General features: G+C 32.1%; 21 protein-coding genes and 3 pseudogenes. 22 read left to right on the top strand and 2 right to left on the bottom strand.

What is annotated here, in order from left to right; translation table 11 throughout:
- Nucleotides 1–8 precede the first annotated feature (8 nt).
- The 8 genes and pseudogenes from IPP64_11710 (at nt 9) to IPP64_11675 (ending at nt 6880) form a co-directional block, all read left to right on the top strand.
- Nucleotides 9–1034: an ATP-binding protein gene (locus IPP64_11710; GenBank protein ID MBL0330054.1), complete on the top strand. Its 1026-nt coding sequence runs from the start codon at nt 9–11 to the stop codon at nt 1032–1034.
- A 1-nt stretch (nt 1035) separates the two neighbouring features.
- A complete protein-coding gene (locus tag IPP64_11705; GenBank protein ID MBL0330053.1) occupies nt 1036–1656 on the top strand; it encodes a hypothetical protein in 621 nt (206 codons plus the stop codon).
- Between the two features lie 89 nt (nt 1657–1745).
- Nucleotides 1746–2453: a hypothetical protein gene (locus IPP64_11700; protein ID MBL0330052.1), complete on the top strand. Its 708-nt coding sequence runs from the start codon at nt 1746–1748 to the stop codon at nt 2451–2453.
- Nucleotides 2454–2456: 3 nt separating this feature from the next.
- Nucleotides 2457–2885: a hypothetical protein gene (locus IPP64_11695; GenBank protein MBL0330051.1), complete on the top strand. Its 429-nt coding sequence runs from the start codon at nt 2457–2459 to the stop codon at nt 2883–2885.
- Nucleotides 2886–2888: 3 nt separating this feature from the next.
- The gene (locus IPP64_11690) at nt 2889–3608 is read left to right on the top strand and encodes a hypothetical protein (protein ID MBL0330050.1); all 720 of its coding nucleotides are present in this window, start codon (nt 2889–2891) and stop codon (nt 3606–3608) included.
- A gap of 65 nt (nt 3609–3673) precedes the next feature.
- On the top strand, nt 3674–4246 hold the full coding sequence (locus IPP64_11685; protein MBL0330049.1) for a hypothetical protein: 573 nt from the start codon (nt 3674–3676) through the stop codon (nt 4244–4246).
- Nucleotides 4247–4276: 30 nt separating this feature from the next.
- Nucleotides 4277–4885 carry a hypothetical protein gene (locus IPP64_11680; GenBank protein MBL0330048.1) on the top strand — a complete coding sequence of 203 codons (609 nt, stop codon included), beginning with the start codon at nt 4277–4279 and terminating at the stop codon, nt 4883–4885.
- 38 nt (nt 4886–4923) lie between these two features.
- Nucleotides 4924–6880: pseudogene (locus IPP64_11675) on the top strand (DUF2779 domain-containing protein).
- Nucleotides 6881–6944: 64 nt separating this feature from the next.
- Here IPP64_11675 and IPP64_11670 read toward each other — a convergent pair.
- Entirely contained in the window at nt 6945–7184 is a 240-nt protein-coding gene (locus IPP64_11670) for a hypothetical protein (GenBank protein MBL0330047.1), read from the bottom strand.
- A 197-nt stretch (nt 7185–7381) separates the two neighbouring features.
- Between IPP64_11670 and IPP64_11665 the strand changes: the two genes are divergently transcribed.
- On the top strand, nt 7382–7717 hold the full coding sequence (locus IPP64_11665) for a DUF3892 domain-containing protein (protein MBL0330046.1): 336 nt from the start codon (nt 7382–7384) through the stop codon (nt 7715–7717).
- A 158-nt stretch (nt 7718–7875) separates the two neighbouring features.
- On the opposite strand, the gene IPP64_11660 is transcribed toward IPP64_11665, so the two are convergent.
- Nucleotides 7876–8028 (bottom strand): hypothetical protein, encoded by a 153-nt coding sequence (locus IPP64_11660; GenBank protein ID MBL0330045.1) that lies wholly within the window; start codon nt 8026–8028, stop codon nt 7876–7878.
- A 110-nt stretch (nt 8029–8138) separates the two neighbouring features.
- Between IPP64_11660 and IPP64_11655 the strand changes: the two genes are divergently transcribed.
- The 13 genes and pseudogenes from IPP64_11655 (at nt 8139) to IPP64_11595 (ending at nt 25933) form a co-directional block, all read left to right on the top strand.
- A complete protein-coding gene (locus tag IPP64_11655; GenBank protein MBL0330044.1) occupies nt 8139–9734 on the top strand; it encodes a hypothetical protein in 1596 nt (531 codons plus the stop codon).
- A gap of 411 nt (nt 9735–10145) precedes the next feature.
- A complete protein-coding gene (locus IPP64_11650; protein MBL0330043.1) occupies nt 10146–13061 on the top strand; it encodes a hypothetical protein in 2916 nt (971 codons plus the stop codon).
- Nucleotides 13062–13339: 278 nt separating this feature from the next.
- Nucleotides 13340–14722 carry a DUF3883 domain-containing protein gene (locus tag IPP64_11645; GenBank protein ID MBL0330042.1) on the top strand — a complete coding sequence of 461 codons (1383 nt, stop codon included), beginning with the start codon at nt 13340–13342 and terminating at the stop codon, nt 14720–14722.
- 110 nt (nt 14723–14832) lie between these two features.
- Nucleotides 14833–15765 (top strand): hypothetical protein, encoded by a 933-nt coding sequence (locus IPP64_11640; GenBank protein MBL0330041.1) that lies wholly within the window; start codon nt 14833–14835, stop codon nt 15763–15765.
- A 51-nt stretch (nt 15766–15816) separates the two neighbouring features.
- Nucleotides 15817–16215 carry a hypothetical protein gene (locus IPP64_11635; protein ID MBL0330040.1) on the top strand — a complete coding sequence of 133 codons (399 nt, stop codon included), beginning with the start codon at nt 15817–15819 and terminating at the stop codon, nt 16213–16215.
- Nucleotides 16212–16970 carry a VWA domain-containing protein gene (locus IPP64_11630; protein ID MBL0330039.1) on the top strand — a complete coding sequence of 253 codons (759 nt, stop codon included), beginning with the start codon at nt 16212–16214 and terminating at the stop codon, nt 16968–16970. Before IPP64_11635 ends, IPP64_11630 begins: the two co-directional genes overlap by 4 nt.
- 3 nt (nt 16971–16973) lie before the next feature.
- A complete protein-coding gene (locus IPP64_11625) occupies nt 16974–17768 on the top strand; it encodes a hypothetical protein (GenBank protein MBL0330038.1) in 795 nt (264 codons plus the stop codon).
- The gene (locus IPP64_11620) at nt 17758–18459 is read left to right on the top strand and encodes a hypothetical protein (GenBank protein ID MBL0330037.1); all 702 of its coding nucleotides are present in this window, start codon (nt 17758–17760) and stop codon (nt 18457–18459) included. The genes IPP64_11625 and IPP64_11620 overlap by 11 nt, the downstream gene beginning before the upstream one ends.
- 221 nt (nt 18460–18680) lie before the next feature.
- Nucleotides 18681–19796 (top strand): hypothetical protein, encoded by a 1116-nt coding sequence (locus tag IPP64_11615; GenBank protein ID MBL0330036.1) that lies wholly within the window; start codon nt 18681–18683, stop codon nt 19794–19796.
- 5 nt (nt 19797–19801) lie between these two features.
- Nucleotides 19802–21232 carry a DUF4407 domain-containing protein gene (locus IPP64_11610; protein MBL0330035.1) on the top strand — a complete coding sequence of 477 codons (1431 nt, stop codon included), beginning with the start codon at nt 19802–19804 and terminating at the stop codon, nt 21230–21232.
- Between the two features lie 210 nt (nt 21233–21442).
- Nucleotides 21443–21638 (top strand): annotated as a pseudogene (locus IPP64_11605) (helix-turn-helix transcriptional regulator).
- An 8-nt stretch (nt 21639–21646) separates the two neighbouring features.
- Nucleotides 21647–22517, top strand: a pseudogene (locus tag IPP64_11600) (glycerol kinase).
- Nucleotides 22518–22567: 50 nt separating this feature from the next.
- Entirely contained in the window at nt 22568–25933 is a 3366-nt protein-coding gene (locus IPP64_11595; GenBank protein MBL0330034.1) for a DEAD/DEAH box helicase family protein, read from the top strand.

Raw genomic sequence — 25933 nt, 5'->3', positions numbered from 1 at the left:
TGTGGGGATTGAGTAAATACATTCTGAAGGTTCAGCATCGTGTGGATATGCGCAAGCGATTTTTAAATCGGACAGCTTATTTAGTGTCTGCGGATGTTTTTGAGTTTAATGATAATCATTTCAAAACGGATCAGTATGTGCGATTTACACGAAGAGCAACGGAACGCATTTTTGCTGATGAATCTATTTTATTCGATCGCAAAACCTTTTATCCAGGTCCCTGCATTTTGGTTGAGCATGAATCAATTAAGGAGAAAGCCCTATTTTATGATGAAACAGAAGTGAAAGAGCTGGCAATGTTTGAAGAAGTTATTCAACCAGCAAAGTATAAATCTGTTGTCGAAAGGTTAGAACAAAGGAATTTACCTACAGGCGTAACGGCCATTTTGCATGGATACCCAGGAACGGGTAAAACAGAAAGTGTTTATCAATTGGCTCGAAAGAGTAAGCGGAACATTTTACTGGTAGATATCTCGCAAATTCGCGATAAATATGTTGGTGAATCCGAGAAGCAGTTAAAGGAAGTTTTTAATGTTTATCGCAGAGCATTAAAACATTTTGATGAAGCTCCAATATTGTTATTCAATGAAAGCGATGCCCTTATTTCAAAAAGAGTAAATGTGGCACATAGTACCGATCAAATGAATAACGCCATGCAGAATGTTCTTTTGCAGGAGATGGAGAATTTCTCAGGAATTCTCATGGCAACTACCAATTTGATTCACAATTTGGACTCAGCCTTTGATCGTAGATTTTTATTTAAAATCAAATTCTCTAAGCCAAGTATAGAATCTCGCTCAAAGATTTGGAAAAGTAAGATCGATTCAATTTCTAAGGATGAAGCATTAAAGTTGGCCACAGATTTCGAGTTCTCGGGAGGACAAATAGATAACATCACAAAAAAGATGTTGATGAACTCGCTATTGTCAAATAAGCCTTGTGGGATAAATGAAATAATAGACTATTGTGAAAACGAGCTCTTCGTTAAAAAAGGGAAAAACAAGAGCATAGGTTTTTTCCTGCAAACTAATTAATATGAAAATAAAGAAGAAAGGGATTTACTGCATAGAAGGATTGTGGGATCATACGAACATTAAAGATAAGTCGAGCGTATTACCAATACTAAACTTGTTGGAGAACAGAGGCTATTGCAAATTCATACATCACAGTTGTGCAACACGGCAAGAATTGGAGTTCTTTCTAAATAAATGGAAGCAGAAGTCAGTTTCTAATAAATACCCCATTTTGTATTTGGCTTTTCATGGACAAGAGGAAGGGATTTATTTAAATAGCAAAGATTGCTACACAATTGATGAACTCTCGCAATTACTCGAGGATAAATGTTTGGGTAATGTAATTCACTTTGGTTCTTGTTCAACATTGCGAATGGATAAACGTAAGATTCAAACCTTCTTGAATAAGACAGGAGCAATAGCTACAATCGGATACAAAGAAGAAATTGATTGGTTGCTATCCACTGTTTGCGATTTGCTAATATTTGAGGCACTCCAACAAGACAAGTTCGACAGTAAAGGAATCAAAAATATTGAAGAGAAGATATTTAACGAATTCGGGAATCTAAACAAGATTTTAAACCTGCGTATGGTGATTAACGAGAAAATTCATTTCGCACGTGAAAGAGTTAAGAAATCCTAATTGCTATGTTTTGTAGCAATATCAAAATCAAAAGCATCACGCAAATACTCTGCGTTTAAACTCAGTCCCTTTGTCGAAAAGTAAATGAGATGAAAAGAGTATTATTAGATTATTCAATGTTAAGCACATTAGCAAATCCTGGAACAAGTAAAACGGAAAAAGCAAAAAATCCATTTTTTGCATATATGAATAGAGAGTCTGGATTGCAAGCGGTATGTTTTGATTTTCAATTGCAGGCCATCAACATTACTTCTTATAAAAGAAAAGCGATTGAAGAAGAAATGACACTAAAGGGATTTGAGCACATGGTTCGAAGTGAAGAGGGCATCTTAAATGAAGGTGAAGAAAACATGATCTTGCAAAGACAGGAATCGGTTGTTGAGCGACTAAACAAAAAATCGGATCGAATATCTAATTTATTCTCAAACGGACTAGCCAATTCAATATCAACATCCTTCATGTTACCAGGCTCTGTCATTTCCATGTATTGTACCCATTTTATAGATGAAAGTGATTTAAAGCAATACAATATTGAGGTTATCCCTTTGAACAAAGCGGAGCTTATGCGCATATTGATTTACATTAATCAGTGGAAAGAAAAGAACGATGGCTTTAAAATATCTGATTTAACCTTGTTGGATTTAATTACTCGAATGTTATGTGGATTCCTTCATATAGAAGAATGGCTGTTACTTGATTCAGAAAATCGGATGGCAGAATTGAATACAGTTTTCTGTAATGCCGAATTTCAAGAAACCTTGCAAAATTGTGAGTTTTATCCCACTTTAATTCGATAAATAATGGAAAAGGTAATTATTGATATAGGGCTTCTAAACCAATGGTGCGTGAGTTATCCCGAGAATTCTCAAGAAAATACACGTAAAATTCTAAAGTTATTGAATGAACATAATTTTCAACCATATATTTTTGATTTTCAGGCAAAATTATACGAATTGAAAGTGCTGAAATCACAACTGAAAGGAATCAGAATTAAGATTATTGAGAAAAAAGCGCTCGAGAATTCTTGGACACTTTTGGCAAATTATGAGGAGCAATTCAATGTTAAACTCTCAGATTTGGAGAAAACGAGTTTTTTGTCGTATGCCGGTTGTGGTTTTTCCGGTATTCAGTATTTCTTGAGAAACCTCGAGAATTCTTCAACTGTTGTCAAGAATTTTCAAGTTGAAAATAAATTTCTTACATTTAATATAGAACTCGTAAAGATATAAACCATGTCAAATATTCAATTGCACTTTTCACAATTATACACTTATGATGAATTGGTTGCAAAAAGAGAAGCGAATTCCCCTGGAATTTATATCTGGGGATTTAGAAGAGAAGATGGATCATTTGTTCCATACTATGTTGGTGAATCAAAAAACAGCATCAAGAATAGAATTATTGACCATTTTTTGCATCTCAATTACTCAAACACTTACATGATTTTCAATAATGAATTCTTGTCGAAATTTGAGAATCAAAATTCACTATTAAAAAGAGTTGGGAATGTAGACCAAACAATTGTTGCTGCGGACTCCCTTTTTGGCATTTTAGCTTATGCAAATAAGGAAGAATATATGCGTGAGAACGGAGAGTTTAAAAATTTCATAAAAGGGATGTCTTCCCAATACGTGGATCTAAAACGTACTGAAAAATCAGAAAAAATTCAATCTATTATCGAAAAGCACTTTTCAAAAGAAAACTTGTTTTATTCCTTTGCTCCTTTCAAGTTTGCTAATGGAACAAAAACACCCAAAGAAATTTATAAATATTTGGAAATGGTTGCAAAGTTTTCTTTGAGAAATAATGTAGTATCCCAGTCGAGTAATTTTAGCCTAAAACTAGAACCAATAGTAGAATTTTCTTCCGAAAACGACATCCTTAGGCCTCACTTTTATAGTGGTTCTAGTACTGTGGATATAGAAAAATCGACATATTCTCTTTATAAATAATTCCAACGCACATACCCTGCGTTCTAATGTATTTTCTTTGTATCGTTAAAAACATTGAAAGTATTATGACAATTCAGGAACAACTACTTCAGCTTGGAATTACTAAGTATCACATTGATACAAAAGGACAAATTACCGTCTACGAAAGCATTAATTGGGCAAATAGTGGCTTACGTCAGTTTCCCATTAAATTCTATCAGGTTTGGGGTGATTTAGATATTTCTGATAATCTACTTGAATCGCTCGAGAATTCTCCAGCATACATTTATGGGAATTTTAATTGCTATGGAAATAATTTGACTACCTTTCAAAATGGGCCCTATTTTGTTCAAAAACGCATTATTTGTTTAGGTAACAAAAATTTGAAGTCAATAGACTATTGGCCATTAAACGGATTGCAAAATCAATTTTCAATTATTGATAAACGCTTTGGTGCAACTCAAATAACTATTTATGATTATTGCATCAAAAACTTCTTTTGGAAACCGGAATTTACATTTGTGGAGAATGTAGAAATGTTATTAAAATTTAAGCCTGAAGCACTAACTGAATTGCACCAATACTTGGAAACTATTCCTGATTTGCAATTGCAAAATTTCAGAGGTGCAGTTCAAGCATCTGGCTTAGGAATTATATAGATAAATTAATTTCTCTCACAACCTGAAAAATTGAAATCAGAAAATAAAGTCCTAATTAATATAATAGGCACAGGTTACGATGTTTGTGTGTGTGAGGTTCCTTCTTTGTTATTAGACCAATTAAACTTGGGAATTGCAAAGGAGGAGCGTTCACTCGGTTATTTATTATTTGAAGATGAGTTTTATGCTAAATATCAAATACCTAAAACGGACACAAAAAATTATTCCACATGGAAAGATTTTGATAACAAAGGGGTGTATCGTGGTGCTAATTTATCAGAAAGAGGTCAATTGGAAATTTGGTTCAATAGAAAGCGAATCAAAACCTACCAATTCCATGAATTGATAAATGATGCAAACTTATTTCCCTTGTTTGATAATCAAGAACAATTTCTCAAGGACACGTTAGATACAAATAAACCTAATTTTGTCGTTGGCTATCAGGAAAAAGGACATTTGTCAAAATACAGAATGAACATCGATAGGTTCATTCCTGAAGAATTTCAATTACACATATTGCAATTTTTTACACCTCAATTAACCATTCGATTATTGCATAAAATTACTTACTCTGGAGTTGAAGTAAAATCATTAAAGGATGATACGGTTATAACGGGCACGCTATTTAATTGGCTTTAACCCTTATTTTTCATAGATTAGCTTTAAGAAAACAGAACATGAAACCACGTTACCTTACTAAATCTCGTTTTAAACTAGCTTTGGATTGTCCGAACAAACTGTTTTATACTCGAAAGAAAGAGTATGCTAATAAACAAGAAGAGGACACATTTCTGCAATCATTAGCAGAAGGCGGTTTTCAGGTGGAAGAATTAGCGCGTTTGCATTATCCAGGTGGAGTATTAATTTCTGGTAACGATGGAGATTATGATTTGTTAGTAGAGCAAACAAACAAACTCTTAGCAAAGAAAGATGTAATTATTTATGAAGCAGCTTTTAAATTTAAGAACTTATTCATTCGTACTGATATATTAGTAAAAAAAGGAACTAATATTCAGCTTATAGAAGTTAAGGCGAAATCGTTTGATTCAAACAACCCAGACTTTCTCGGAAGAAAAGAGAATATTTCTTCAGGGTGGCGCTCCTATTTATATGATTTAGCTTTTCAAAAACATGTGATTCTTCAATGCTTTCCTAACTGGAATGTAAAAGCTTTTTTGATGCTTGCTGATAAAACCAAGAATGCCAGTATTGATGGATTAAATCAACTGTTCAGAATAACAGGAAAATCAGAAAATCGGACTGGAATTCAAATGCCTGATGGTTTAACATTAAAAGATACGGGCGATTCTGTTTTGGGTTTGGCACCAATGGATGATATTCTGGAGATGATTTATAAAGGTGAAGATAAAGTTTATGACCTTGATTTTTTTGAATTGATAAAATTGTTTTCTGAGCATTACGAAAAGGATAAAAAAATAAATCATCCTGTAGGTTGGCATTGCAAAGGTTGTGAATTCTCGAAAAGTAAAGATGAAAAGATCTTAAAAAGTGGTTTCGAAGAATGTTGGAAGGAGCAAAAGGGTTGGACGGATAAGCAATTTGATAAACCAAACACCTTCGAAGTGTGGAACTTTGCAAGAGGTAAAAAGTTATTTGAGGAGCAGGATAAAATTTTCATGGAAGAGCTCACGGAAGATGACTTGGATGTAGAGGTGGAAGCAAATTCAATAACAACTTCCGAAAGAAGATGGATTCAAATTGAAAAAACTGTTTCAGGTGATAATACAGCTCATGTTGAAAAGGAGGGTTTAAAAGCGGAAATGAGTTCCTGGAAATTCCCATTAAACTTTATTGATTTTGAAACCAGCGCTGTTGCCTTACCATTTACAAAAGGAATGCATGCAAGTTGCTTTTCAATTTTCACATCATATTTTATATGAGGATGGACGTATTGAACACGCTGGGGAATTCATTAGCCACAAACCTGGAGAATTCCCGAATTTTATTTTTATTCGTGCTTTAAAAAAGAGTTTGGAGGCCAATAAAGGATCAGTGTTTCGTTATGCCACTCATGAAAACTCTATTTTAAATGCAATTCGTAATCAGTTGCTAAATTCAAAAGAAAAGGATAAAGATGATTTAATTGAATTTATTCAGTCTATAGCTGTTCCCACAAATTCTGGAACAGCAACCTGGGAAACTCCTGTGCGCAATATGATTGATTTACTCGATGTTGTTAAAAGATTCTACTATCATCCAAAAATGAAAGGAGGCAATGGAATCAAATTCGTTTTGCCTGCTATTTTGGAAGGATCTGATTTTTTAAAAAACAAATACAAAAAAACAATTGGTCAACTAAAACTTACGAGTAAAAATTTCTCAGACTCCCATGTTTGGTTGAATTACGAAAAAGGAAATGTTATAAACCCATATAAAAAGCTACCACCTTTATTTGATGACTGGACAGAAGAAGAAATTGAAAACTCAATTTCTGAATTGAATGGAATTCAAGATGGTGGAGGTGCATTAACTGCGTATGCCAAATTGCAATATCAAATTATGGAAGAGCGTGAACGAGCTAAAATTGTTTCTGGTTTGTTAAAGTATTGTGAGTTGGATACATTGGCAATGGTAATGTTGTATGAAGCGCTAAATGCAGAAGTTAAATGCTGAGTTTCTCGTTTTAAATTCGATTAATAATTTTGCAAAAAAAAAGGAGGCTATTCGCCTCCTTTTTTTATACTTCGAATTCCTCAGTAGGACAATCATCCGTATTAAATGTAATCATAACACCAACAGTATCAGGTTGAGTGTGTTTGTACAAGTTGAATCCACGAGCCCCAATATAGGCATCTATGAATTCTTGTAATTTAGCTTCAGCATAACGCTTTGCTTTTTTGTCTGTGTGGTCGACAACAACCCACGCAATTGCAACTATAGTCGCACCTGCAATGATTTCTTTTTTGTAAATTTTCATTGTTTATGTAGCCTTTTATGGTGTACTTATATAAATAGTCCAGAAAAATCAAAAAGACCATTTATTTGCAATTATTTTAAAAATAATTCCAAAATCATGTTTTCTGGCTGTTTTTTAGCCCATTTTTAGCGCAACGTAAATACCTTGCGTTCTTCTTAAATAGCTTTGTTTTTATTAAAAACTAAATTCAAAACAAAATGGCTTCAAGACATCAAATTTTATGTATTAAAAAGGCAGACAGACAAAATGCACATGAGCGAATAACCCAAATTGGCGGAAAGAATGCTGACGGCAAGAATTGGAGAATATCTCAAGCAGATGCTATCGCAGACATTGAAAGTGATAAATATGAATTTTATGTTACAAAAGGTGGCAGCACCGTTAACGTAATTGTTAGTACTAGTCGTTTCGGCAATAAATACATCAAGACAGTAAGTGACGGAGAGCAACCTGATAATTTATTGAGTTTGCCCGAGTGCATTTATTTAAAAGGGAGGGCTTTTGGCCCTCCCTTTTTAATATTTATCTTTTAGTTTCAGGAGAGTTACTTATTTCCTCTTCCACCACCTGATTTACCTCCCGTTTGACTTGGAGCATTTACTAATCCACTACTTTTTGCCATTGGATATCGATTTTAGTATTTTGCCTACTCTATATGCTTTTCGGCTTCCGCATTTTAATTTTGGCTTAATTAAGCTTTTGGAATCGCATCTTGCCTAATATTTAAAGGATGCTCTTCGTTAATTCGTGGATTTAAGAGACCTGCTCTGTTGTCCATGTCTGCTTTGTAAGCCCCATTGTTTGGGTTTTTTACATCAGCCCTTTGATTTGATTTTTTACTCATGTTTTTTGGTTTTAAGTTTACGGATATAAAATTCGAACATCTACATTCTACATTCCAGTATTTTGAAAATTCAAAAAGGCATATCTTGAAATTTTTTGATATATCCTTTATTGTGGCTGATTTTATTGGTAATTTGGAGTATTGGTGTTGTTTTTATATATTTATCTATACGTTTTAGTGAAATTTTTAATTCAAAAAGGCACATAATGAACAAAAGACTAGCTTCTGAAATATTTAGTATTGCCAAAAAAATCAATAAAGATGAGGCAAAGGCATTTTATAAGTATTCTTTACGAAAGGAGCCATCTGACGGAAAGGAGCATCGTTATGTAAAGTTGTATAAGCTCTATCAAAAGCAAACTGACAATTTAGATATTGAGGAAAATGTCTTAAAAAAGGAAGCTGCATTATTTACAAAGAGCTTAGATGACCTCAATCAAAAGCTACATGCTGAACTACTAAAATTTATTGCTGAGAATTATAGAGAAGTTAATTCAGACGAAACGGAAGCGAAAATTGTCGAGTTTCTAGATACTGGTGTTGCCTTGTTTGAAAAAGGCTTGTATTCTATTTCGCTTAAAAACATTCTTTCTGCTGTCGATCTATTAAAAGAGGTGCATAAAGAAAACTTAAAAGAACGAACCCTTTATCTTTCTTTGAGAGCTTTTGCACTTGTAATGCAAGTTAGATATAGGGTCGATTTGAATAAAAAAGATGAAAAAACAATCGAAGAATTCGAATTACTAATCCGACCATTTACAGCAATTGCGCGCAATTCTTATTATACACTAGCTGAAGGTGACAAGTTAGATTCTTTTGATAATGAAGATTTTAATAAATCAACCTTTTATGGATTATTGAATATTTATAATCATGAAAGAGAGTTGTTCGAATATGAATTGAAAGGGAAGGGCGGAATGGGTGCGTTTAAATTTGCTTTTCAAGGTTTTGGAAAAGGCAAAACAATTGGTATAAATGAAAAGAAGGCACAGGAAGCACTTATTGATGTAGAATCATATTTGTTTCAAATTGAGCGAATGTACAAAGCTATTCTTTCAAATGATATTTCAGATTTTGAAAGTGCTTACGAATCAATAAAACATAAGTTGTACCATGCGTTTTCTATGAAAGAATTCAATTTGGAACTTTCGGTTTTTATTTACAGACAATTGTTTGAGTTAAAAACGATTTTCACCTTAAAGAATGACCATGGCCCTCTGGATATTAATGGACTTGTTGATCTTGAGAATATATCAAGAAAAAAAATAGAACTGTTCAACGAGAATGAGATTTTGGATTTTCCTCTCCGAATGGAATTGAATGCATTTGTGATTTTATTCCTTTCAAAAAATTACGAAGAATTAAATAAGCGGATTGAGTCCTTCGAAAAAAATGTAAAAAAGAACATCTATAAAGATTACTACCTTGATATACGGGTATTGGATATTTTATGTAGAATAGGCAAAGGCGATGTTCATGATGATGAATTTTTAAAGAGAACTGATTACTATGAAAGTTTCATCAAAAAAAATCCTTGTACAGAGTTTCATAAGAAATTTAATGGTTTCGTTAATGCTTTTATAGAATCACCGGCAAATGATAGGAAAGCGATTTGTAAAAAGTATGTATTGAAACTCGAGAATGTTCAAAACGAACTCAATCATTTTCAAGCTGTATTCTTGAATTGGCTGATGAATAAAATTTAAGTGATCGCTCTGCGCATATACCTTGCGTTCTTCTATACTAATTTTGATGTTTTAGGACATAAAATTAGATAAGCAATGATGGGTGGAAAACTCTCTCAAATTCATAAAAAAAACGTGACAATTTTCAAGCAACTAGGCTCTGTAAACCCATTTGTTAATAGTTTGGACGAGAATTCTCAAGGAATTGAATGCCCTCATGAGAATTCGCAAGAATACTTGCTTTTTACGCAAATTCTTGGTTTTTGCATAATATTTGCCCAACGTCCCGATTTTTGCTATTTTAGCCATGAGCTACTCCCTCATTTTTATTACTAAAACACGTATTACCCACCCTTTACTATATGCGATTGCGTAGAAGATTACAAACGCGCTTGGGCACATTTGGGGGAGAGATTTAAAATAGAAGTACAGATGGAGAATGCCGTTAAAATAGATTTTGAAACTATTCCTTTTGTCAAAGGAGTGAATGATTTAATTACCGAAAATTATAATACTTATAAATCTTCGAGCAGAATTACAAGCGATTATAGAGGCGAAGTTGGAATAACGGCAGCTTATAATGGCCGTCAAATATTGGAATTACTTCAAAATGCCGATGATGAAGGGACAGACAAAGTTCTTATCGAATTAGATACTAAAAACAAGACTCTAACTGTTTCAAACAATGGTAATCCCTTTACAATAGAAGGAATTGCTTCATTAATGATTGCCAATAATAGTGTAAAAAAAGGTAATAAAAAAACATTTATCGGCAACAAGGGTCTCGGTTTCCGTTCAATATTAAACTGGACTAATTCAATTGAGATAATTACAAAAGAAATTATCTTAAAATTTTCACCACTCATTGCTCAAGAGAACTTCGAAAAAATTGTTACTGATAAAAATTTAAGAAATAGACTAATTGAACAAGAAAAGCCATTGCAAGACTTTGTGCCATTTGCTATTTTGGCCATTCCTAAATTAACACCTAATACTATTGAGAATTTTACATGGCAAACTACTATAGTGTTGAATTATAAAGATGGTGCAAAAAAAGATATTATAAATCAGCTTGAAGCACTCAAACCTGAGATACTTATCTTCCTTAATAATATAAAAAACTTAACTTATTCGATTGATGGGGTACCAACAGCAATAAGCAAAACTAATCCTAATAAGGATGATGAATCATTAGTAAGCATTAATTCTGTTAATTGGAACGTAAAAGACACAGGAGAAAAAAAGTTTAACGTTGATGAAGAAAAACATTACCAAATAAAAATTGGCTGGAAAAATGATTTATCAGACCAAGACACAAACTTCTTTACTTACTTTCCTACACAGGTTAAAACTCACTTTCCTTGTTTAATTCACGCCTCTTTTGATTTGGATCCAACTAGAAATCACATTAATGACCTGCCTGAGAATCATTTCGTATTAACAGAAATCGCTAATTTATTATGTGATTTGGCCACTAATGAATTGCAAAAGAGTTCAAAAGCCGATTGGAGAGGATTTCATTTATTAACACCTGTTGGCAGTTCAGAAAATAAACTACTTAATAAATATTTGTTTGACGAACTTTTAGAAAAAAAGAAAGCATTAGCTATCTACCCTTGTCTTGATGGCCAATATAGAACTAAGGACGAGATTGTTTTTTATAATAATGATTTTTCAAGTTGGATTTCACAAAATGGTTTTGAAGAATATTTCCCAAATGTTTTGTTAAGGGCGGAAGATAATGTTGAGATACAAAGATTTGAATTTAATAATAAAATAAGCCATGAAGAGTTTAAAAAAAGCATATCATCAATTTCTAAATCATTAGGGAAAAACAAAATAAATGAACGGGTAGAATTAATAACAATTTTGTTAGATGATGTTTTTAAAATTTATCATGAATCTAACACTAAAGAAACCTTTCCTCTTTTGATCGATTCATTGGGTGAGATAATTTCTGAAAACAATAGGGTATTTACCATTTTAAAAGGATCAATTGATCAACTTCATATTCCCAATTTTGTTAATATCTCTTTTATTGATATAGATCTAAGAAAGCAACTAGAAGAAGTATTAAAGCAAAGGCTGGATGAAAATAAAAAAGAAGATGAAGGTGATTATTCCAGAGCTTTAAAAAGAGTTTTGTCGCCTATTGTAAACATAGGTTCTAACGATATTATTGATGTTATTTCCACAATTATCAGCGAGACTAATGAGAAAATCGATTCAAGCACAAATCATAAAGAGGATATTTCAAAAGCTATTAAATCACTATATACAATATTTAACCATAATAAAGAGCGAGAGAATATTCTACAATCAAAATTATTACTATTAAATAAAAGAGGTGAAATAAAGCGATCTAATGAACTTTTTTTAAGTGAATACTACCCAACAGGAAAATTAACTGAAGAAATATTTGAAGATATTTATTCATCAGACAATTATCTAGGTTCACCTTTTAATTTTGGTTTTGAAACAACAGAAGACATTGAAATAATTGAGAGATTTTTTCTATGGCTTGGCGTAAATAAACATATTATTCTGAGCCCGATAAAATTTGCAAAAGGAAAATTCGAGTCAAATGAATATTTGAATTATGTGTTTGATAAGTTTGCTGAAACACCGCCATTAGTTACACAATATCATTTTGAGGGGGATGAGATAATTGATTTTGATAAGACATTCAAAAATATAAGTGCAGAAAAACTTATTCTACTTATTTCAAAAGATGGACGATTAAAGCAAAAAATTGAACAAAGTCACAGTGATAAACTATGGTCCCAATACAGCCAGGCATATAATACAATAATTTGCCCTTCTTATATTCAATATCAGATACAAATATTGTATAATTTCAGTGAATTCTTGTTGGACAACAACGATATTCCATTTTTGAATAAATTTCAATTGACTTTAGAAGATGGAATTCTTCAAAAACATAACATTACAGAGCAAGAATGCAATTATATTATTTCTAAACTAGGAGCTAAGTTGTCGTTTAATGAGTTGGAAATTGAATCTGTTTATGAATACATTCAAACATGCAAAGCAAACGATCCTAAACTTGATTATGGCCGGAAACTTTATTTAGCTGCATTTAATTATTTTAAAGCATTTGATGATGAAGATTTTTCAAAATTTGAAAAGAAATATGATTTATTAGCTGAAAAGGAGGGGATTAAAGATTATAAGCCGGTAACAGAAGTTTATTATAGTGATAATAATACTATGCCACGGCAAATCATTAGTAAATATTGGATCTTTGATTTCCCAAAACGTAATGGCGAAGAGCAAATAGCAAGGTATTTTGGGGTAAAAAAATTGATAGTATTGCTATATCAATAAACGAAGCATCAATTGAAAGTAATCGCCATGCAGCAACAAAAGAATTTAATGCCTGGTTCCTTAAAATTAAACCATACCTATTTGCTCATCGATTAAATGCAATAAAAACAGACGCATTAAAAAGGACGAACCTTGCGAGTCTTAAAAATGTAGAAATTGAGCTTGTATCATCTATAAACTACTCGTTTGATACTTATAACGATAATATTTTATTACCGGGTGAGTATTTAAAAATTGGGCATAGTAAGTTTATTTTATGTGGTGAAGAAGGCTGCATTTTGGAGAGCCTGAAAGAATCTTCTGAATTTTGTGAAGCATTTGCTGAAATAATTTGTACCCTCTTTTTGGTTAGCGATAAAAAGGATGATTATAGAGCAGTTTTTAAGGACAAAAATTCGCTTAAAGATTCGCTTTATATTATAAAATCAAAATCATTAGAGGATAAGTTAAGCGAAGCTCGAATCCTTTTCGGTGTTTCATTACAAGAAATTAATTTCTGGAATACTTTATTAAATACTAATGCTAATAAAATTAGTCAAGACATATCACAAGAATCCGAATTAATTATAGAGTTGAAAAATATTTTTGGTGAAGATTTTGAATTACCAGGAAATTACAAAAAAGTAGACCTTGAAAATTTCAATAACAAAGAAAGTGTTGATTTTCTAAAATGGGCATGTAAATTAACTTCGCTCAACTTGTTGCAGATTAAGAAATTATTACCCGATTTTAATGGCATTAGAGATTGGCATTATTCAAAATTTAAAAATCTATTTTCTATTGAGGAGCTATTTGGGAAAGCTTTATTATTATCGTTAAGTAACCAAGGAATTGCGGAACAATCAAAATTTTATAGTATTAGAAAGACTTATAATGAATTTGTTGATAAAGCAAATAAGAGACTTTCTATAGAAAATGCATATTTATTTGATGTTGACTATAAACAATTGTTATTAGATAATTTAGATAGATCATACAACATCAACACTAAGGATACTGCGCTAGTAGGTATTTTAATTTTAAATTACTATGAAGAATTGCTTGATGATTATAAGATTGAAATGAATGATCTGTCTGATGAAATTAAAGGATTGCTTTATTTTGAAGGACATTACGCTCACCTAAAAACACTTTTTGATGAGTTAAAGAAGGACGATGATACAGCAACTGAAAAGGATATTCCATCTGATGATGCAGTTTTGCCAATTTCAAAGACTTTAATTGGAGGAAAAAATGCTCCATTACCCAAAGGAAAGAAAACTAAAGCAAGACCTCCATTAGAGTTCAGCAAGAAAAGGGAAGGCCAGCAAAAAAGAGCCGGAAAAATAGCCGAAAAATTTGTTTTTAACTCTTTGAAGAAAGAATACCCCGAGGGGAACATTCAATGGTTATCAGGCAACTCCGAGCAGCAAGGTATGGTTAAAGACGATAGTTTGGGATATGATATTAGATACACAATTGACAACTCAGAAAATTGGATTTTTTTAGAAGTGAAATCTGTTTCGAATGATAGTTTTATAATAAGTGCCCATGAAGTTTATGTAGCTTTTGAAAAATCGAAAATTGGAGAAGAGTACCATTTGGGCTTAGTAAAAGATGGAAAATACATATGGTTGAGGATTTTTTTATTACCGATGAATGGAAAGATAACTTTGAATTAATTCAAGGTGGTTCATCAATTAGGCCATTAGATTTTGAGGTGTTTTTTGAGTTGCCTGGAGATTTGGTAGAAATTTAATTAAGAAATTGTTAATTTAAACAAAGAAATGTAATGTCATCAATAAACACATACTTCAGTCAAAAAGATAACCTTCGAGATGTTATTTTGGAAAATCTAGATTTAGCCTCTTACAGCGTTAATGTTGCAGTGGCATGGTTTACAGATGTAAAACTATTCAACAAATTGCTTGAGGTACAAGCCAGAGGAGTTAAAGTTGAATTAATTATAACAAATCATCACTTTAATGATGAAAGTCGTAATGACTACAAATTAATAAAAGATAATGGCGGTATATTTATAGAAATAGGTGGAGACTATAATACAATGCATCATAAATTTTGCATAATAGATCATAAAATATTGTTGCAAGGTTCATTTAATTGGACAAAAAAAGCGAATGACAGTAATAATGAAACATTACTAGTTATTAAGGAGGATGTACAGTCTATTAATGAGTTTACTGATGAATTCGACCGCCTGAAAAAAATGGCCGGATTAAAAAAAGAACTACATGAACTTGAAATTTCTAAGGCACTAAAATATTTTGCATTAATTAAGACTTTTATCGACTTGGGTAAAACGGCAGAGATAAATCAGTATTTACACGAAATAAAGGATGTGGCTGAACTAAAAACTGCTGTGGATTTACTTTTTAATGGTGAATATGAAAAAGCAAAGGTTGAAATAGATTTATTAACTAAAAAATTTACGGCCCTAACTAATGTTAGTATATTAGAAAAGGAGGAATTAGTTTTTAAGATTAGGTTACTTTCTGAACAAATTAAACAAATTGAGATAGAACGTACGGAAGTTGAGGATGTAATTGACAATTTTAACAGAAGATACATTCTAGAATTGAATCCCATTATTGCAAGTATAATTAACCTTAAGAAAAAGATATATGAAAAACTAAAGGCAAAAGGAATTTTTGATGAAACTTTTGAAGAACTTAAAAATCAATATGAAAAAATAAAGAAGAATTAGAAAAGAGGGAGGAAAAAGAGTTCCGGATCTTAATGAAAAGATAAATCAGATTTGAAAAGGATTTATCATGAAGCTTCTACATTATGTCACCCTGATTCTTCAAAATGCGTTATTGAAGATAAATCAAAAGCAGAAGAAATATTCTCTGCACTTTCAACTGCCTATAAGGCCAAAGATTATGAAAAAGTAAAAGATATTTATGATGAACTTAAGTTAGGAGTGATTAATTCTGAAACACTCAAAGATACCGAAATGGAAAAGTTAAGAAGTAAATTAGCCGTATTAGAGTTTAAATACAATAAAAACATAGGTGTATTACGAACATTAAAAACAACTGACCCATATTTAACGATTAAAGAGCTAACAAATTGGGATGCGTTTTTTGAAAATCAAAAAACAATTCTGTTTAATCAAAAAGAAGGATTAGGATTAAAATTTGTGCAATCATGAGTAATGAATTAGAAAAAAACAATACTAAATTAAGCCAACAACAAACTGGGTTGGGCAAGGCGAAACTTGGTCAAAGCATGTTGGCTGGATCATTAGCAAGCCTTAGCAAAATTACTTTACCTCGGATGTTTAATCAGTTAGTGATATTTCTATTAGATGGAAGTGGTTCAATGACTTATCCTGGTAGTTCGGGTAAATCGAAGGGCCATGAAGTCCATCAGGCTGTAATAAACGTCTTAGAAAGGTTGAAAGACAGCAAAAACGAATCATCTTTTGATGTGGCATTGTGGGCATTTGCTAACGAATCAGTTTCTATGTTTCCAATTAAACAGATAAATGAATTTAATTTGGTAAAAGATTGTTTTAATCCATGCGAGTTTATTAATGATTACTCAAAAACAAATCTTCAGGATACTCTTATAAGCGCAAGGGAACTATCATTAAGTTATTTAGAAAAACACAGAGATCAAAATACAAAAGTGCTTATTATTATACTTGGTGATGGCGCAATAAATGATTACGAAAGTACATTAGAGGTAAAAGAATCACTAATTGGTAACGAAAAAATTGTTTTTTCATCAATATTATTCGAGTCTCCAGGTTGGATTGAAAAGTTTGACGAATCTATTATCGAGAGTGTCAAAGGTGAATTTTCTAAATTGGCTACCTCTGAAGCGGATTATATGTCGACAGTGGATCCAGAAAAAATTAGAAGCCATATGATTCAGAGTATTACAAAAATTTCAAAAATATAATCAATGGTCTATTTATCAGCTAAACATATTGCCATTAAAAAAGACCAGGATAGGACTTTTTTTGACAGAGATAAAATAATTTTGTGTGATGGTATAGGAGAATTTAAAGATTCTGCAAAAGCAGCTGAAATACTAATTGATAATTTAATAACAACGCAATCAATCGTAGAAACAAGGGGAATGATTGAAAAGTCTGTTATGGAAATAATTACAAGTAATCTGATAGCTGGAACCACTTATATAATGGCGACATTAATGGATGATAATAACAAACTTGCCTTGAGTTATATTGGTAATGGTGGTATTATAAAAATGCAGGGAGACTTTTATGAACTCCCGAAAACATATTCAGATATTAATAAGCCATACAGATATTTAAATTTGATGATGCCTCATATTGACAGAGACGGCATTCTTGTTAGGCATGTTTCCCATCAAAGTAATCCGGAGGAATTAATACCATCAAATATCGATATCACACTTGATGGCATTAACGGAGATATTGTAATTATTTGCACGGATGGCATAACCTCACTAGAAGACGATTTTATAGTAGCAGACGACCAAAGCAGATTATGGCGAAATCAATCAGGATTACTTTCCAAATTCATTGAACACCTGCATGATTTTTTAAAAGCTAACTATGCCTTTATTTCAAATCAAAAGATTGAAAAATTTATAGAGCTCGAATTAAATGATTTTAAAGAAAATAAATTACTTGAAGACGATGCAAGTGTCGGTGTTATTCTAACAGAAGAAGTAATTAACTATTATAAAACAGTTTATCATGCAAAATAAACTTACCGATATACACAGTATAAGTGCAATACAACAGAACCTAAGTTATAACTTATATAGTCTTAAGTTGGTTAATTTTGAAGATTTACAGATTGGAGCAGGTGCCGTTGGAAGTGTGTTTAAGGTCACAACAATTGATGGTATAGCTCAAGATGGATTACTTCTTAAAATTGTGTCTGAAGAAGATTTTCGTAACAAATCATTCGAAACAATTTTCCATTTGCACGAAAAAATAAATGAACGGCAGCTTATAAGTAAGATTCCTGTATTTGATGAAGTGCCGGAATTAAACGGATTACCATTTCTCGCATTTAAAGGGAAACTGAATAGCACAGATAAGGAAGTTACAGGATTCGTCATGAAGGATCTCGGCTACTTTGGATTTAGTGACATGGGCTCAGAGAATTGGGATAGAAATAAGTACATACAAGGTGTTGGTTTCGAAGAAAAACTTTATTTATGTTATCAATTTTCCAGAGGGGTTAACTTCTTGCACGAACTTAAATTTATTCATGCTGACCTTAAGGATGTTTCAATCTTTGTTAATCCCGAAAAACCACAGCTTTCCATTATTGATTATGATGGAGGATATAATTATGACAAGCAGGGTTTTGCATTAACCCTTGGAGCCATCAATTCATGGGCTTCTAAATATTGGCGAAAATTAATGGGTCAAGGGAACTTCTTCTAAAGATATTTCACTAGTGGAAAGATTAGATGAAGAGAACTGGGTTTTGGCTAATGGTTTATTTGAAGTTTTGTTTAGGATACCACCATTTCACTTTATTAAAAATTTAGAAGATGATTCATTAGAAAATTATTTAAAAAGAAAATCAATGGCCATATTTTTCAGACAAATCTGAGCATGTTAATAAGGAGAGCGTTCATAATCATAAAGTAATTATTGAGTTAATGGAAGCCTTGAGTAAAGAAGGTCTTAAGCCGATAATAGATAAATTCAAAACTGTATTCAATGAAGGTTTTTTTAGAACAAACAAAAGATTAACGCCAAAACAATGGAAAGATCTCATATTTGAGATAAGCAAGGAACTTGTTGGGGCTCCAAGATTAGAAGCATTTCAATCAAATAAAACCGAAATTAAGGAAAAAAATGAGAAAGTAAATTTTCAATGGAAAGGCTCCTTTTTCCGGGCGGTGTATTTAAACGATAGCCTAGTTGATTCTTTTAAAAATATATCAGAAATATCATTAGAAGATGAGCAGAACGTAACAATCAAACTGGTAAATGATTTTGGTGTAACTGAAGCTAAGTTGCAAATTTATGCTGTAAAAACAGACCCAATAATCTTAAAGTTCGAATCGAACATATACCTGAGAACTGATTTATCACCAGTAATACTAAAATGGGAAACCAGAGATTGTAAAGAAGTTCATATTGCAAATGAAGTTTTATCATCTTCAGGTACATTTGAAATTAATCCCCTTGAGCGCAATGTATACAAGCTTGTTGTAAAAGGATTTTTCGATCAAGAAGTTTTTTCTGAAATAATTATAGATGTTGAACAAGTAAAAATTAACTTATTCAAATATGAAATTAATATAGAAAAAGGTATTGATAATATTGATTTATTTTGGGAAACCGAACATGCTACAGATGTTGAAATAACGCCTAATCTTGGAAAGGTTGAGTTAAATGGTTCAACTAGTATTGGGATTATAGACAAAACAGAATTTACAATAAAAGCTAAAGGTTTTTTTAATTCAGTCGACAAAACAATTGAAGCACAACCTTTTCCAATTCCAATTATAAAGGGACTTTTTATTCCAACCCCAATCTTAAAATTAGAAACCGCTATTCCAGCTAATTTATTAGAAATCCCAATTACACTGACAGATTCATTAAAAGTAAATGTAAATAACAATATACTGTATAATTCACCTGAACCTTCATTTATTAATTTTAATGAAAGTCAATTAGTAAAAAATAACAATAATCTATCAGATAAAAAAATAAATAACATTTCAGGGTTGTTCAATAATCTTTTTACCCGAATAAATAAAAAATAATAAATATGAAATCATTTATAAAGTATGTATTTAGAAAAGTTGAAACATTTTTTCTTTGGTCATCAGGTGCAGATTTAAGTGTACTTCAGCAAGTGCCTATGGAAAAGAATAAGTTTTTAGGTATTGGTGGGACTATTATTTTTACTGCATTGATGGCTAGTTTTGCCGGTGGGTATGCCTTTTTTACGGCATTTAAGGAATCGTTTCAACTATCGAATTCTGATGGAATCAAAGTTGAAATTATTTTAGTTAAGAGCTATTATTTAGCTGTATTCTTTGGTATTTTCTGGGGCGCCTTAATTTTCAATTTAGATCGGTTTATCGTATCAACCTTTGGTGTTGGCGATGGAAAAAAAACTATTTCGAGACAGGAACTTTTTGAAGCAACACCAAGGCTTATAATGGCCATCATACTTGGTTTTGTTATTTCTACTCCTCTTGAATTAAAATTATTTGAAAAGGAAATAAAAGTTGAAGTTGAGAATATGATTAGAAATGAGAGGGATAAGTTGGATGGTAAAGAGGCTCCATTATTGAAAATTATTTCTGATAAGAAGACTGAAATCAAACAATTAAAACAAGATCAAAATTCCTTAATAACAAAAGTCGAATCAATTCCGAATGCACAAACAATAGAAGACAAGCAAATAGCATTGATTAATGATGAAATAAACAGACTTGACCAATTAATAAGCTCTAACAATGTTAGCTATACTAAATACAATACATTGTTTGAAAATGCAACAGATGAAGCGGAGAAAGGTCAATATAAAAAAATACGAGACAAATTTTCCAATGGTTCGAACCTTAAAAAGAAGTCAGAATTGCTAACTCAAATATCAAGTTTAAACAATGAGAAATTTGAAAGTGGTAAGAGTTTAATTAAAGAAACTAATGAGTTGAGGAAGATTAATCAACCCAAAATTGAAGCATTAGAAAAGGAGGTCTCTAATTTTGAAAGACAATTATTAGATAAGAAGAATGCTAACGATGAAGTTACCAAACAGTTCTCAGGATTAATGGCACGCATGTTGGCCCTTTCTAATTTAACAGATAGATACTTAACAATATGGTTTTCAAAATGGTTGATTACTTTGCTTTTTATTTTTATTGAAATTGCACCAATTTTGTTTAAAATGATGACAGAGAGAGGGCCATATGATGACATTATCGACAGAATAAAGCATGTAGAAAAAGTTAGACAGTTAGAAATACAGTCTAATGTAAATCAAGAAATAAATACAGCAGTAAGAATCCATTCAGATAAATATGAACAAAAATTAAATGTTGAATTGCAATCAAATAAAGAAGTACTTGAAGCCATTTCAAAAGCTCAACAAGAAATAGCACTTGTTGCCATTGAAACTTGGAAGGAGGAACAAAAAAAGAAAATGAGAGATAGTGGAGCAAGTATTATTAGTTCAGAAAACAGATAATTTATAATTTATCATTACAACAAGCCCACGAAGATAAAGTCTCGGAAATATTCATACGTAAACCTTTACTTCATGTGTCCCATAATGGTTTATTCTGGTATATTGAAAAACTTAATACATAATTATGAAAAAACATTATATTAGCCTTGCGTAAGTCTGATGTGGTTTCCAAAAATTTACTCACCATTTCCAACTATAACAACGATTAAAGTGAACCGGATTAAAGAAGTTATAGAACATGAAGGGTATGAAGCAAAAATGGCTTTCAGAAAAACGAGGAAAGAGTTATCCGGTAATAAATGGTTATGATCAAAACAAAAAACAACCGCGTTTGGATTTGCTATTTGAAATTGCCGAAATACTTGAAATGGGCCCCAAAGACTTATTAGTAACAAAGAAAATTTAAATAGATATATGAAACTTATTTCAACTTCAGCATTAGCAAAAGAAAGGGATTGGGATCCAAAGGAATTATTTATCCAATTAAAAGATAAAGGTTGGATTTATAAAAAGGATGACCAATGGCATTTGACTAAAGAAGGAAGAATGGCCGGTGGTGACATGCTCAGCAATCCTAAATTTGGAGATTATGTAGCTTGGCCAAGTAATATAAATATTGAACAATCCATAAGCTCAAAAGGAACATTAAGTGCCACACAACTTGGTGAGAATTTTAAAATATCAAGTCAAAAAACCAATTTGTATTTAAAGGAGTTAGGATGGATTGAAAAAGATAAAGGTGGTTGGGTTCTTACAAAAGAGGGAAAGAAAAACGGTGGACACCAAATGGAAGCCCAAAACGCAAAGCCTTATGCAATTTGGAACGAAACAATATTGAAGAATAGTTTTTTAATTAGAACTATTGCCATCGGGGAGGGTAATTATGTTGAAACAAAAGAAGAGATTGAGAAGGAAGAATCGAAAGACGATTTTAGAAAAAAAATATCCTGCTGAAAAACGAACTTCTGATGGACATTATGTAAGAAGCAGAGCAGAACAATTAATCGATAATTTTTTATACTCCCATGGTATTGTTCATGCATATGAAAAGAAATTAAACATTGATGAAGAAATGTATTGTGATTTTTATTTACCGGATAAGAAAATATATATAGAATTTTGGGGAATGGAAGAAAATGAAAAATATGCTGCACGAAAGAAGAGTAAACAAGAATTATACGCTAAATACAATTTTAATTTAATACAATTAAATGACTCAGACCTTGAAAATTTAGATGAAGCGATTGAAGCTAAACTAAGGAAGTATGGTATTGACATAAATTAAACTCTTTTTCGAAAGAAATTAAGCCTAGCCAATAATACAGACGAAATAATATGCCAACAATATACGACAACATTGAAAAACACTTAGAGGAAGGGTTAAACAAAACGCTTGAAACTTCAAAACGAGCCGATTTTTGTATCGGTTATTTTAATTTGCGTGGGTGGCAAAAAGTAGCTGAAAAAGTAGAAAAACTAGAAGGGGATTTTTTGCCGCCTGAATTTGAAGATGATACTAAATATCATTGTAGAGTTTTAATTGGTATGCAGAAACTCCCGGCTGATGAAATTAAGGATCAATACATCGGTGAAGGAAATGTTATGATTGATAATATTACTGCACAAGAATTGCGAAAGAAAATTGCAAGAGAATTTCGTGAGCAATTAGTAATTGGAAATCCGACTAACTCTGATGAAAAGGCGTTGAAACGATTAGCCAAGCAACTAAGAGAAAAACGTGTTATTGTTAAATTACATCTCAAACACAGACTTCATGCTAAGTTGTATTTAGCTCACCGTAATGATTATAATAGTCCAACAATTGGATTTGTAGGAAGTTCTAATCTTACTTTTTCTGGAATTAAAGGACAAGGCGAATTGAATGTTGATGTTGTTGAAGGTGACGCTGCAAAAAAACTTGCAAAATGGTATCAGGACAGATGGATTGATCGCTGGAGTATTGACATTACAGATGAACTTGCCGAAATAATTGAAACGAGTTGGGCAACCGAAAAATTAAACTTGCCATACTATGTATACCTTAAAATGGCTTATCACTTGTCAAGAGAAGCAAGGGCTGGTATTTCTGAATTTCAATTACCTAAGGTTTTTGAAAGAGAACTATTGCCTTTTCAACAGAGTGCCGTTAAAGTTGCAGCTCATCATTTGCATCACAGAGGTGGTGTTATAATTGGAGATGTTGTTGGTTTAGGAAAAACTATTACTGCAACAGCATTGGCAAAAATGTTTGAAGATGATTTTTTTCTCGAAACGTTGATAATATGCCCTAAGAATCTTGTTGGTATGTGGACTGATTATGCACACACCTACCAATTAAGAGCAAAAATAATGTCTGTTACTCAAGCGCAAACTAAACTTGCTAATGAAAGAAGATACAGGTTGGTTATAATTGATGAGAGTCATAATCTTCGTAATCGAGATGGAAAAAGATACAGAGCCATACAAGAATACATTCAGTTAAATGACAGTAAGGTAATCATGCTGACAGCGACACCTTACAATAAAACATATTTAGATTTAAGTAATCAACTTCGTTTATTTTTAGATGAAGAATATAATCTTGGCATCAGTCCAGAAAGATATATTGAAAGCATCGGTGGCAGAATACATTTTCTCGCTAACCATCAAGTTCCCGAAACCTCAATTTCTGCTTTTGAAAAAAGTCAATTCTCAGACGACTGGGCAGAGTTAATGCGATTATTTTTAGTGCGAAGAACACGTAGCTTCATTAAAACGAACTATGCGAAAAACGACCCTGAGAAAGATAGAAAATACTTGGAATTTTCAGATGGAAGGCGATCCTATTTTCCAGATCGACTGCCACGCAAAGTCGAATATGTTTTTAATCCCAAAGACCCGAAAGACCAATATGCTAAATTATATTCCAAAAAGGTTGTTGATATTATTGATGGATTAATACTTCCCCGTTATGGTTTAGGACAACAAGGCTATGAAAACAAGAAGCCCGTTGTTGAAATTACAAAGGAAGAAATTCTTATTAAAGAAAATCTTAGTCGTGCTGGCACTCGGCTTATTGGTTTTGCAAGAACTAACCTCTTTAAAAGATTAGAAAGTAGTGGCTACTCTTTTCTGCTATCAATAAGTCGTCACATACTTAGAAATTATCTATTTATCTATGCAATTGAAAACAATTTGCCATTCCCTATTGGCAAACAAGAAGCTGGATTAATTGATGATTTTATGTATTCTGATAATGAGGAGGACGATGAAGAAAACAATAATGAATCTCAAACCGAAATACTTACCACAGCAAAGGAATATTTAAAGCAGGCAGAAAAATATTATTCTTACTTATACAATAAGAAAAGTAATTTTCAATGGATAAAAAGCCAATTATTCAGCGATAAGTTTAAAACTCATTTGGAGAATGACGGCAAGGAACTTATGAAAATATTATCATTGGGAAAAGACTGGAAGCAAGAAGAGGATAGACAATTAAATGCGCTGCATGAATTAATAACTAAAAAACATAAAAATGAAAAGGTATTAATTTTTACGCAATACTCTGATACTGCCAATTACCTCTTTGATTCATTAAAGAAAAGGGGTATTAAGCAAATGGATTGTGTTACCGGAGATAACGAGAATCCTACAGGAATAGCCTATCGTTTCAGTCCTAAGAGTAACAATAAGGACATCCCGCAAAACCAAGAAATTAGAGTTTTGATTACTACAGATGTATTAAGTGAAGGTCAAAATTTGCAAGATGCTCATATCGTTTTAAATTATGATTTACCTTGGGCTATTATTCGTTTAATTCAGCGTGCAGGTCGTGTTGATCGTATTGGGCAAGAGCATCACGAAATTTTTTGTTATTCATTTTTACCAGAAGATGGCATAGAAAACATTATCAACTTACGTGGCCGTTTAAGTCAAAGGATTCGCGAAAATGCCGAAACAGTTGGTTCTGATGAAGTTTTCTTTGAAGGAGACCCAATCAATATTCAAGATTTGTATAATGAAAAGTCAGGCATCCTAGATGAGGAAGAAGATATTGAAGTTGATTTGGCTTCATTCGCATTTCAAATATGGAAAAATGCAATTGATCAACAACCAGAGCTAGCAAAATTGATTCCTGATATGCCCGATGTGCTTTATGCAACCATGAAGGGTTCTAATGAGCAAGAGAAGAATGGTTCTATCGTTTATACAAAAACTGCAAGTGAAAACGATGTATTAGCTTGGGTTGATGAAACAGGGAAAATAATTACTCAGTCTCAGTTCCAAATTTTAAAAGCCGTAAAGTGTGGCCCTACAGAACCTGCACTTGAACGATTTGAAAAACATCATGATTTGGTGAAAATTGGCTTAAACCATATTAAAGATACTGAATCAAAAGTCGGAGGTCAATTAGGGAAGAAATCGGGAGCTAGATATAGAGCATACAATCGTTTATTTTCTTATGCTCAAAGGCATGAAGGAACCTTATTTATAACGGAAGAATTAAAGCGAGCTATTCAGGATATTTATGATTATCCTTTAAGGGAGTTTGCACGAGATACGATAAACAGACAACTTAAAACAGGTATTACAGATGAGGAATTGAGTAACTTAATTGTTTCACTGCGTGAAGACGGAAAACTAAGTCTGATCAGTGAAGACGAGAATGTTAGTAAAGAGCCACAAATTATATGCTCGATGGGCTTAAGAATAAAGTAA

This window comes from Bacteroidota bacterium, from assembly GCA_016722565.1.
GTDB lineage: Bacteria > Bacteroidota > Bacteroidia > 2-12-FULL-35-15 > 2-12-FULL-35-15 > 2-12-FULL-35-15.
This window is presented reverse-complemented; position numbering and strand designations above follow the sequence as displayed.